Source organism: Salinirubellus litoreus (genome assembly GCF_037335815.1).
GTDB lineage: Archaea > Halobacteriota > Halobacteria > Halobacteriales > Haloarculaceae > Salinirubellus > Salinirubellus litoreus.
Genome location: NZ_CP147841.1, coordinates 2,152,624 through 2,162,203, shown reverse-complemented (window position 1 = coordinate 2,162,203; position 9,580 = coordinate 2,152,624). Strand labels below are relative to the sequence as shown.

General features: G+C 68.1%; 10 protein-coding genes. 6 read left to right on the top strand and 4 right to left on the bottom strand.

Annotated elements, in window-relative coordinates; translation table 11 throughout:
• The first annotated feature begins 207 nt into the window (after positions 1 to 207).
• The gene (locus tag WDJ58_RS10620; protein WP_338917678.1) at positions 208 to 684 is read left to right on the top strand and encodes a hypothetical protein; all 477 of its coding nucleotides are present in this window, start codon (positions 208 to 210) and stop codon (positions 682 to 684) included.
• A gap of 157 nt (positions 685 to 841) precedes the next feature.
• Here the strand turns inward: WDJ58_RS10620 and WDJ58_RS10615 are convergent, their stop codons facing one another.
• Positions 842 to 1,522 carry a helix-turn-helix domain-containing protein gene (locus tag WDJ58_RS10615; protein ID WP_338917677.1) on the bottom strand — a complete coding sequence of 227 codons (681 nt, stop codon included), beginning with the start codon at positions 1,520 to 1,522 and terminating at the stop codon, positions 842 to 844.
• A 177-nt stretch (positions 1,523 to 1,699) separates the two neighbouring features.
• Between WDJ58_RS10615 and WDJ58_RS10610 the strand changes: the two genes are divergently transcribed.
• Positions 1,700 to 2,938 carry a TIGR00300 family protein gene (locus WDJ58_RS10610; RefSeq protein ID WP_338917676.1) on the top strand — a complete coding sequence of 413 codons (1,239 nt, stop codon included), beginning with the start codon at positions 1,700 to 1,702 and terminating at the stop codon, positions 2,936 to 2,938.
• Positions 2,939 to 3,060: 122 nt separating this feature from the next.
• Here the strand turns inward: WDJ58_RS10610 and WDJ58_RS10605 are convergent, their stop codons facing one another.
• The gene (locus tag WDJ58_RS10605) at positions 3,061 to 3,333 is read right to left on the bottom strand and encodes a DUF7553 family protein (protein ID WP_338917674.1); all 273 of its coding nucleotides are present in this window, start codon (positions 3,331 to 3,333) and stop codon (positions 3,061 to 3,063) included.
• A gap of 80 nt (positions 3,334 to 3,413) precedes the next feature.
• Complete coding sequence (locus WDJ58_RS10600; RefSeq protein WP_338917672.1) at positions 3,414 to 3,809, bottom strand: universal stress protein; 396 nt, start codon at positions 3,807 to 3,809, stop codon at positions 3,414 to 3,416.
• Between the two features lie 173 nt (positions 3,810 to 3,982).
• Here WDJ58_RS10600 and WDJ58_RS10595 point away from each other — a divergent pair, with 173 nt between their 5' ends.
• The 4 genes from WDJ58_RS10595 (at position 3,983) to WDJ58_RS10580 (ending at position 8,565) form a co-directional block, all read left to right on the top strand.
• On the top strand, positions 3,983 to 4,630 hold the full coding sequence (locus WDJ58_RS10595; RefSeq protein WP_338917671.1) for a DUF6517 family protein: 648 nt from the start codon (positions 3,983 to 3,985) through the stop codon (positions 4,628 to 4,630).
• Positions 4,631 to 4,678: 48 nt separating this feature from the next.
• Entirely contained in the window at positions 4,679 to 6,046 is a 1,368-nt protein-coding gene (locus WDJ58_RS10590) for a phosphoribosylamine--glycine ligase (RefSeq protein WP_338917670.1), read from the top strand.
• 201 nt (positions 6,047 to 6,247) lie between these two features.
• A complete protein-coding gene (locus WDJ58_RS10585; protein WP_338917669.1) occupies positions 6,248 to 7,201 on the top strand; it encodes a phytoene/squalene synthase family protein in 954 nt (317 codons plus the stop codon).
• Between the two features lie 251 nt (positions 7,202 to 7,452).
• Entirely contained in the window at positions 7,453 to 8,565 is a 1,113-nt protein-coding gene (locus tag WDJ58_RS10580) for an ATP-binding protein (RefSeq protein WP_338917668.1), read from the top strand.
• Positions 8,566 to 8,625: 60 nt separating this feature from the next.
• On the opposite strand, the gene cruF is transcribed toward WDJ58_RS10580, so the two are convergent.
• Positions 8,626 to 9,516, bottom strand: a complete 891-nt coding sequence (gene cruF, locus WDJ58_RS10575; RefSeq protein ID WP_338917667.1) for a bisanhydrobacterioruberin hydratase — start codon at positions 9,514 to 9,516, stop codon at positions 8,626 to 8,628.
• Positions 9,517 to 9,580 lie beyond the last annotated feature (64 nt).

Sequence of the window (9,580 nt, the reverse complement as noted above, 5' to 3'; positions counted from 1 at the left end):
GAACGGGCACGTGACGGACCGTCTCACCACCGACGACCGGGATCGGCTCGTGAGCGAACTGCGGGCGTTCGCCGGCGACGAGCGCGCCGTGATCGATACCCCTTCGAGGACCCTGATCGGATCGCCGGCGTCCGGATCCGGACACTTCCGCCACGCCGGGCACGAGTTTAAACCCGAAGCCGCCCAAGTAACCCGGTAGAGGGCCGCATGGTCGAGGACGATCCGACGTTCGTGACCGCCGCCGAACTCCGCGAGCGCGAGGCGCGTGCGGCCGCCGAGTCCGACGGGCGGGACCCGGGGGACGAGTTCGCCATCCCGTCGCGCCCGGACCGGCGCTACCCCCGGAACGGCGGCGTCGAGTACGTCGGCGGGACCGTCTTCTCGTTCGATCCCGGCCTCGACCGCGAGGACGGGGATGGGGGACTCGTGGCGCTCGTCGAGTCCGTCCTCGATTCGGAGGCCTACCGGTATGGAGACTGGTTCGACCTGCCGATGCCGCTCTACCTCGTCCACGACGCCTCGACGCACGACACGTTCCGCGTCGCGGTCAGGGACGGCCGCGTCGAGGTCCACGTCCTGCCCGAGACCGAATCCGAGGGGATCAGGGCGCTGTACGACCGGCTGGTCGAGGCGAGCGAGGAGGCGTTCGAGTGGACGGTCGAGCGCCGGATCGAGGAACCGTAGCGGGAGTCACGGCCGGGCGAACCGCACCGCTCGGTGATGTGGAGGAGTGGGCCCGCGGGCCGGCTTCCCCGGACCCCCGATCGGACCCCCGACCGCCGGACCGGTACTCCACAGCCCGTCCTCGCCACCGTTCCGCCGGTCTCGCGCGACCCCGCTCTCAGACGTTCCGCTCCCGCTGATCGGACGTGTCGTCGAGCGGGCCCGCGATCTGTTCTTCGGCCAGCTGCTTCTCCGCCCGGCGGAGACGCTCGGAGAGCGCCTGGTGGCTGATGCCCATCTCCGTCGCGAGGTCCTTGAGGGACGCCTCGCGGGGAACCTGATAGTACCCCTCCTCGACCGCGAGCTCGATGCTGCGTCGCTGGGACTCCGTGAGGACGCTCATCAGTTCCTCGTCGGAGTCGTCGAAGGACTCTATCGACTGGTAGGTCGGACTGATACCGAACTCCTCGAACTCCTGATCCAGGTCGGAGAACTTCTCGCGGTCGGGGAACCGGACCTCGAGGGTCCATCCGTCGGCGTCTCCGTAGACCTCGGTGATAGTCCCGTCGTAGCTGTGAACGAGCTCCCGGACGAGCCGTATCTCCTTCGAGAGCGTGATACGATAGAGGTACTCGTCGTCGCTACCCTTGAGACGTTCGTAGTCGGTGACGGAGGGATCACTCCCGAGAGCGCCACCGATGGCCGAGGGGTTCTCGGTGGATATCCAGAGGTTGAGCGTGTCGTCGGTGTCGGCCATGGCCGTCTGCTCGACGTAGAAGTAGACGTCCGGGAGCCGTTCGGCCGTCTCCGCGAGCGCGATCTCCTCGAGGGGAATGGTGAGGATCGAGTACGTGGTCATCCTGTCCGTTCGTTACTATCGGCACTACAAGTAGATTGTTCCCTCCGTAAGTGATATCCCAGCCGATGATTCCTCGCGTACCGGGGGTGACGAGCCGGAGCCGGCGGTTCTCGCTCGTCCGGCTCCAGCCTCGCCGAACCCACAACCCACTTGTCACCCCCACGCCTCGGGAGTGGCATGACCGTCTCTCGCGTGGTCGAACTCGAGGGTCACATCATCGACTCGGGGATGATGCAGGCCGCGTTCGGCATCGTGATGGACCTCGGCGGATCGTTCGACGTCGAGGAGTTCCGAGTGGGTCGCTCGAAGACCGAGGGGTCCTACTGCCGGATGACCGTCACGGCCGACGACCCCGAGCACCTCCAGTCGATCCTCCACGAACTCCACCAGAACGGCGCGAACCCCGCCGACCCGAAGGACGCGACCCTCCAGCCCGCTCCCCGCGATCAGGTCGTCCCCGAGGGGTTCTACTCGACGACGAACCACCCGACCGACATCCGCGTCGACGGCCAGTGGATCGAGGTCGAGCGCATCGAGATGGACTGTGCCGTCGTGATCGAGCGCGACGGGAACGGTGATCCCGCCCGCGCGTACACGAAGGTCCTCAACGCCATCGAGGAGGGCGACCTCGTCGTCACGGGCGAGGCGGGGATCCGCGTGCGACCTCCCGAACGGCCCCGGGGGAAGGAGGGCGCGTTCGGCTTCATGCAGGGGGGTGTCTCCGCCGAGCGCCCCTCCGAGTCGACCATCGAGCGCATCGCCGAGGCCATCGTCGAGACGCGCGAGGAGGGCGGGGAGGTGCTCGCGGTTCCGGGACCGGCGCTCGTCCACTCCGGAGCCAGGGAGGATCTCGCCCGACTGGTCCGCGACGGCTACGTGACGATGCTCTCGGCGGGCAACGGCTTCGCCGTCCACGACCTCGAACGCGACCTCTACGGCACCTCGCTTGGGGTCGACACCGAGTCGCTCGACCACGCACGCAAGGGCCACAAGCACCACATATACACCATCTCCGAGATCATCCGCGCGGGCTCCATCCCCGAGGCCGTCGAGGACGGGACCATCGAATCGGGCGTGATGTACGAGTGCGTCACGAACGACGTCCCGTGGGTCCTCGCGGGGTCGATACGCGACGACGGGCCGCTCCCGGACACCATCACCGACGCGGTGGAGGCCCAGAACGCCATCCGCGAGCAGGCACACGAGGCCGACCTCGTGCTCATGCTCTCGACGCTCCTCCATTCGGTCGCGGTCGGCAACTGCCTCCCCTCCACCACCCGGGTCGTCTGCGTCGACATCAACCCCGCGACCGTCACCCAGCTGCTCGACCGCGGGAGCGCACAGGCCGTCGGGATGGTCACCGACATCGGGACGTTCGTCCCGACGCTCGCGGAGAAGATCTCGGAGAAGGGGTGAGACCGCCCGGCTGACCGGGCGACGGGCGGTCCGGTGCCGTCAGTTCCGGGCGTGGCGAGCGTTTCGAATCCGAAGTTATCGCTGGGGACAGGCCGTCCCGCCCCGCGCAGGAGTTCGGCGGCTCAGACGCCCTCGACGGTCTTTCTGAACTCGGTGACGTGTTCGCGGGCCTCGTGGATCGTCGCGGCGACCCCCTCGTCGTCGACGTCTTCGGCGATCTCCTCCAGTTTGAGGAGCACGGTCGCCAGCCGGCCGTGATCGGGGTCGCGATCACCTCCGGCCATCCGGTCGAGCCGGTCGGCGAACGCGCGTAGTCGGTCGGCTGGCTCCCCGCTCGTCCCGTCGGCGGCGTCGGCGAGCAGGTCACTCGCCCGCCCGAGGTGCTCACGGCTCATGTCCGGGCGGTCCGCACGCGCGGCGAAAAGCGTTGCGGGGTCCGGCGCGGCGTGCCGGGCACCACGGGGTGGCCGGGAGATCAGTCGCTCGATGCGAGCGGGACGCAGACGACGGGGAGTTCCGCCGAGAGCAGGAGGTCCTGTGCGGTCGAGCCGAAGACGAGCTTGCCCGTCGGGGACCGCTTGCGGATGCCGACGACGAGTTCGTCGACGTCGTTGTCGGCGGCGAACTGCATCAGGTCCTCCTGTGGGCTGTTCCCGCGGACGAGCTGGTGGCCGTCGACCTCGACGGCGGCGTCCCCGAAGACGTCGAGCGCATCCCGGCCCGCACGGACGTCCTCCTCGGGGGTCCGGTCCCCGCCGCGGAGGGAGTTGACCGCGTAGACGGTGTCGTCCTCGTCGGCGCGGGCCTCGATGTACGCCGCCAGGCGCTCGCTGGTCTCGACGGAGTCCGTCCCGATGAGATACGTCGTCATGGTCCCATCTACCGGGGGACCCGGCTTAAAACCGGCCGGTGATCCTCCCACGGCGGGAAAGGCCCCACAGGACTCCTCTCGGCATACGAGGGGGCGGGCGATCCCACCGTGCCCACCGTCCGGTAGCGACGGACGGAGCAAAGTTCAAGCTCGATTGAAACATCAGATGTGTTATGTTCGGAAGTGGGAGCAGGGTCGGGATCGTGCTCGTGGCCCTGACGGTCGTCCTCGCCGGCTGTAGCGGGACTCTCGTCGAGTACGCCGCCTCGCCCGCGACGCTCCCCGCTCCGGCGCTCGAAGCGAGCGGATACGTCCACGGGAACACGACCGAGGTCCCGCTGACCTACCGTGCCGGGATGTTCGGGATCTCCCGCGACGTCACCGCCCGGACGTGGGTCTCGGGCTACTCGAAGACGACCGCCGCGAACGAGACCGCGATCCTGCTCCTCTACAGTTCCCCGGACGTCAGGGTCGAGGGCCAGTCGGTGAACCCGGTGACCCAGCTCTCGAACCGGGAACTCGCCTCGTTCGTCCTCGATCGGGTGTCCGACCTCCGGACCGCGGGCGGGGTCGCCAACGTGAGCGACCTCCGCGAGGTCAGCAGTCGAAACGTGACCGTCCTCGGTGAGCCGGCGCGGACAGTGAGCTACGCCGGGACGGCCGAGGTCGACGGCGAGCGTATCGGCGTCGTCGTCGACGTGACGGTGGTCGAACACGGGGAGGACGTCGTGGTCGCGCTGGGGATCTACGGCGACGTCCTCGACGAGACGGCGAACCACGTGCGGCTCGTCGAGCGGATGGAACACGAGGGCGGAGGGTAGTCGACGCGGACGTACCGCTTTTTGAGGGCCGGGCGAGAGGTCCATCCCATGGAGTCGAAGCGCTTCCTCTTCTGCTCGCTCGACGCCGCGCTCGTCGGCGACCTCGCCTGGCAGGTCCACCGCGAGGGCCACGACGTCCGGTACTACATCGAGGCCGAGTCGGATCGCGAGATCGCCGACGGGTTCGTCCCGAAGACCGACGACTGGCGGGCGGAACTCGACTGGGCCGACGTGATCGTCTTCGACGACATCTGGGTCGGGAACGACGTGGGTACCGGCGAACTGGCCCGGGAGCTGCGCGAGGACGGCCACGCCGTCGTCGGCGGGACGCCGAACACCGACCGGCTGGAGGACGACCGCGGGTACGCGATGGAGGTCCTCGAAGCGCACGGCGTGGACACGCTCGACCACCACGAGTTCACGTCCTTCGAGGCGGGGATCGGGCACGTCCAAGGGAACCCAGCACCATACGTTATCAAGCCGCTGGGCGAAGTCCAGAACGTCAAGCGACTGCTCTACGTCGGGAACGAAGACGACGGGAGCGACGTCGTCGACGTACTGAAAGCCTACAGGAAAGCGTGGGGCCACCGAATGAAGGGGTTCCAGTTGCAGCGGAAAGTCGAAGGCGTCGAGATCGCCATCTGTGGGTTCTTCAACGGCAACGAGTTCATCGACCAAGTCAATTTTAATTTTGAGCATAAGAAATTATTTCCGGGAAACATCGGCCCGTCGACGGGCGAGATGGGGACATCGATGTTCTGGGCCGGGCAGAACAAACTGTTCCAAGAGACGTTCGGAAAGATCGAGGAGTGGCTCGCCAACGAAGGGTATGTCGGCAGTATCGACATCAACTGCATCGTCAACGAGAATGGCATCTATCCCTTAGAGTTCACCCCGCGGTTCGGCTACCCCACGATTGCTCTCCAGGAGGAATCGATCGAGTCCTCGACGGGGGCGTTCTTCTGCGATCTCGCGCACGGGAACGATCCCGACCTCCGGGTCCACCGGGGCTACCAGGTCGGCGTCCGGGTCGTCCTGCCGCCGTTCCCGTTCGACGACGAGAAGACCTACGACGAGAACTCCCGAAACGCCGCGGTCGTCTTCGATCGCGAGGCGGGACCGGAGGGGACGCCTCGGGAGGAGCGAACGGCGACGGTGGCGAGCCGTGAATCGCCGGAGGGGGTACATATCGAGGACGCGAAACGCGTCGACGGACAGTGGCGCGTCGCCGGCGAGAGCGGGATGCCGCTGGTCGTCACGGGGAAAGGCGAGACCATGCAGGCCGCCCGCGAGCAGGCGTACGACCGTATCGACGACATCGTCATCCCCAACCTCTACTACCGCGACGACATCGGCGAGCGCTGGATCGAGGGGGACGGCGACCGACTCCTGGCGTGGGGGTATCTCGGGGCGTAGACCGGCCGCCGAGCGAATCTCGGTTCAACCCCCACCGGTATCAGAAAAAACGTATATCGACCGGGGCTCGTGCCCGGAGACGGCACGATCCGGCGTCGTGGTCAGGGTTCGAAACCCGGCAAAAACCTCCGAAGACAGTCGTTCCGCCGGTTCCGGGGTACAAACACATAAGACGGCTCCGGGCGTATCCGAGGGTAGCGAATGGTAGACAGTTCCCAGCTCGCCGAGAGCAAGTCCATCCACCGTCGGACCGGGCGGACGTTCTACTACGCCACCCGCCTCCTCCCCGAGCGGGTCCGGCGTGCCACGTACGTCCTCTACGCCTTCTTCCGGGTCGCCGACGAGGTGGTGGACAACGCCGACGGGATGCCCCCGGAGGCCCAGCGGCGACGGCTGGAGGAGATCCGCGAGGCGGCGCTGGGCCGCGAGGAGACCGACGACCCCGTGCTGGCCGCGTTCGCGGACGTCCGCGAGGAGTACGGTATCCCCGAGGCGGAGGTCGAGGTGTTCATCGAGGCGATGCTGTCGGACATCGAGCGGTCCCGGTACGAGACCTACGAGGAACTCGAGGCCTACATGCGCGGGTCGGCCTCGGCCGTCGGCGTGATGATGACGTACGTGATGCTCCCGGACGACCCGGAGCCGGCCATCGAGCGAGCCCGGGCGCTCGGCGAGGCGTTCCAGCTCACCAACTTCGTCCGCGACGTCCGCGAGGACGTCCTCGACCGTGGGCGCATCTACCTCCCCCTCGAAACCCTCCGGGGCAACGGCGCGACCGAGCGCCAGGTCGAGGATCTCGAGTACGACGAGGCGTTCGCCGCGGCGGTTCGCGAGGAGCTCGCACGGGCCGAGTCGCTCTACCGCGAGGGCGTCGCCGGCATCGAGTACCTCCCCGAGGACTGTCAGCTCCCCGTGCTCACCGCGGCCGTCCTCTACGCCGACCACCACCGACTCGTTCGCGAACTGGACTGTGACGTGCTCGCGGAGACGCCGTCGCTGTCGCGCCGCCGGAAGTTCTCGCTGGTGGCGAGGACGTGGCTCCACTGGCAGTGGCAGAAGGATCCGGAGGCGGTCTTCGCGCGGGTGAGCGCCGTCCCGAACGGTGCCACGACCCGACACGGCCCGGACCACGGGGAGCCCTCCGTCGTCCGGTGACGCACTCGCCCGCGGTCGGTTCGGGTCCCGACTACCGACCCACGACCCCTCCCGTACGTCCCCAGCGGCGTCGACACCGTTGCCGTGTTCCGGCCGGAGCGGAAGGCGGACACACCTGGTGACCGAGTGCGGGTCGACGGCCTCGCTCAGGGGCGGTTCGCCGTCGATTGGTTTCGGCGCTTGCCACGGCGCAGTATAAGTAGGCACGTGCTGTACGGTCTGCAAGGGGTGTTCTCCCCCGGAGAGCCGAGATGAGTTCCCACACACAGTCGGGGTCGCTCGCCCGCGAGGTCCTGGACGCGCTTCCGCTGAGCACGGCCACGCTCGACCGCGACGGGGTCATCGTGGACACGAACCGGGCCTGGCGGGAGTTCGCGGCCGAGAACGGTATCACGGAGTCACAGGACCACGTCGGGGTGAGCTACCTGGCGGTGACGGAGGCTGCCACGAGGAAGGCGGAGGACGGTGACGCCGAACGGGCGGCGACCGGAATCCGGTCGGTCCTGTCCGGGGACTGCGAGCGGTTTACGATGGAGTACCCGTGTCACTCGCCGACCGAGCGACGGTGGTTTCGGCTCCTGGCCGCCCCACTGACCACCTGCGACGGCCGATTCGTGGTGGTCGCTCACGACGACGTCACCGACCGCGTCCTCGCCGAGCGACGTGCCGAGCGACAGCGCGACGAGATGGTCGAGGAGCGCGAACGGCTCTCGCTCGTCAATCAGATCCTCCGGCACGACGTCCGCAACGACCTCAACCTCGTCACCGGCTGGCTCAGCCTGCTCGAGAAGCACGTCGACCCCGAAGGCGAGGGGGCGCTCCGGCGAGTCCGCAAGGCCGCCGGTCACACGCTCGAACTCGTCGAGGCCGCGGGCGACTTCGCCGAACTCGTCGACGAGAGCAGGGACCCGCTCGTCCCGACGGACGTCTCGGCGATCCTGGCCAGCGAGGTAGAGAAGCTCCGGGCGGAGTACGAGGATCGGCCGACGCCGCTCACCGTCGCCGGTCCGGAGTCACGCGACCCGGGCGTCGAGGTGCTGGCGACGCCGCTGCTCTCGTCGGTGTTCTCGAACCTGCTGAACAACGCCGTCTTCCACAACGACAAGGCCCACGTGCGGATCGAGGCGACCCTCGACGAGCGCGAGGAGACCGTCGTCGTCAGAGTCGCCGACAACGGTCCCGGGATACCCGACGACCGGAAGGAGCGGCTGTTCGACCAGGGCGAGAAGCGGGCGGAGAGCTCCGGGCTGGGGCTCGGGCTCTACCTCGTCGAGACGCTCGTTCGGTTCTACGGTGGCTCGGTGTGGGTGGAGGACGCCGATCCCGAGGGAGCGGTCTTCTGCGTCGAACTGCGGCGGCCCTGACCCCCGGTCGAGCACGAACGGGAGCCGGGAGGAGTGAGAACGAGAGCGATCCCCCGGGCCTCAGCGATCCGCCGGAGGGACGCCCGTGCCGACGGCGAAGTCGAAGCGGTCGGTGTAGAGGAGGCCGGCCCCGAGCGCGGCAGCCACGAGGACGGGTATCCAGTTGCCGAAGTAGGCGTTTATCGACCCCCAGAGGACGACGAAGGAGACGAGGTCGTCGAGCATGAACTCGGTCCCGTCGAGCCGATTCGTGAGGGCGTCCCGGTCGAACGACAGGTCGAACGCCAGCACCGCGACGGTCGCGGAGAGCACCCAGCCCGCGTAGTTCGACCACGGGACGCCGTAGAACGCCCCCCCGCCGTCGTACGTCCAGAAGGTGAGCGCCACGGCACCCGGATCGAGCACGAGGTCGACGGCGAGGACCGTTCCGATCACCGAGAGCAGTCGGATGGGCGCCGACGCCGCCCGTTCGTCCAGGAGCAGGAGCACGAGCAGGTAGGCGTTGAGGACGAGCGGGAAGAAGAACACCGGGAGCCCGACCGGGACGAGCCCGAACAGCATGGGGCCGAGGTCGATCCCGTACTCGAAGGCCCCGTAGGGAAACCCCGTGATCACGCCGAGCAGTTCGATACCGTACGCGTAGATCGTGAGCAGCCCGATGCCGAGAGCGGCCCGGCGGTCGACGAGCGGCGCGACGCCCGCGATCAGCGGGAGGCGCATCACGAGCGTCCCCAACAGGACGAGCCAGGGGTTGAACGAGAGCGGCTCCGGCAGGAGCGCCTCGGCGGAGGCGACGAGCACCACCGCGCCGACGACGGGGAAGACGACGGCGATCGTGAAACGGTTCTCGCGGACGAGCTCGTCGAACGCGGACTCGAACTCCGCCCGCGAACGCGGGAGCGAGCGGTCGCCGAACGCACCGGTCTCGTAGTGATTATCGTCGTTGTTCATGGATCCCTCTCATCGGAATCGGACGCTCCCGGACAGCCGAGAGTGGTCGAGTCCTCAGCCGGCG

Bases quoted from the DNA above. Each gene is read 5' to 3' on its own strand.
- WDJ58_RS10595 (WP_338917671.1), top strand. From the start codon at position 3,983: ATGTTCGGAAGTGGGAGCAGGGTCGGGATCGTGCTCGTGGCCCTGACG.
- WDJ58_RS10615 (WP_338917677.1), bottom strand. From the start codon at position 1,522: ATGACCACGTACTCGATCCTCACCATTCCCCTCGAGGAGATCGCGCTC.
- WDJ58_RS10585 (WP_338917669.1), top strand. From the start codon at position 6,248: ATGGTAGACAGTTCCCAGCTCGCCGAGAGCAAGTCCATCCACCGTCGG.
- WDJ58_RS10605 (WP_338917674.1), bottom strand. From the start codon at position 3,333: ATGAGCCGTGAGCACCTCGGGCGGGCGAGTGACCTGCTCGCCGACGCC.
- WDJ58_RS10580 (WP_338917668.1), top strand. From the start codon at position 7,453: ATGAGTTCCCACACACAGTCGGGGTCGCTCGCCCGCGAGGTCCTGGAC.
- WDJ58_RS10620 (WP_338917678.1), top strand. From the start codon at position 208: ATGGTCGAGGACGATCCGACGTTCGTGACCGCCGCCGAACTCCGCGAG.
- WDJ58_RS10590 (WP_338917670.1), top strand. From the start codon at position 4,679: ATGGAGTCGAAGCGCTTCCTCTTCTGCTCGCTCGACGCCGCGCTCGTC.
- WDJ58_RS10610 (WP_338917676.1), top strand. From the start codon at position 1,700: ATGACCGTCTCTCGCGTGGTCGAACTCGAGGGTCACATCATCGACTCG.
- cruF (WP_338917667.1), bottom strand. From the start codon at position 9,516: ATGAACAACGACGATAATCACTACGAGACCGGTGCGTTCGGCGACCGC.
- WDJ58_RS10600 (WP_338917672.1), bottom strand. From the start codon at position 3,809: ATGACGACGTATCTCATCGGGACGGACTCCGTCGAGACCAGCGAGCGC.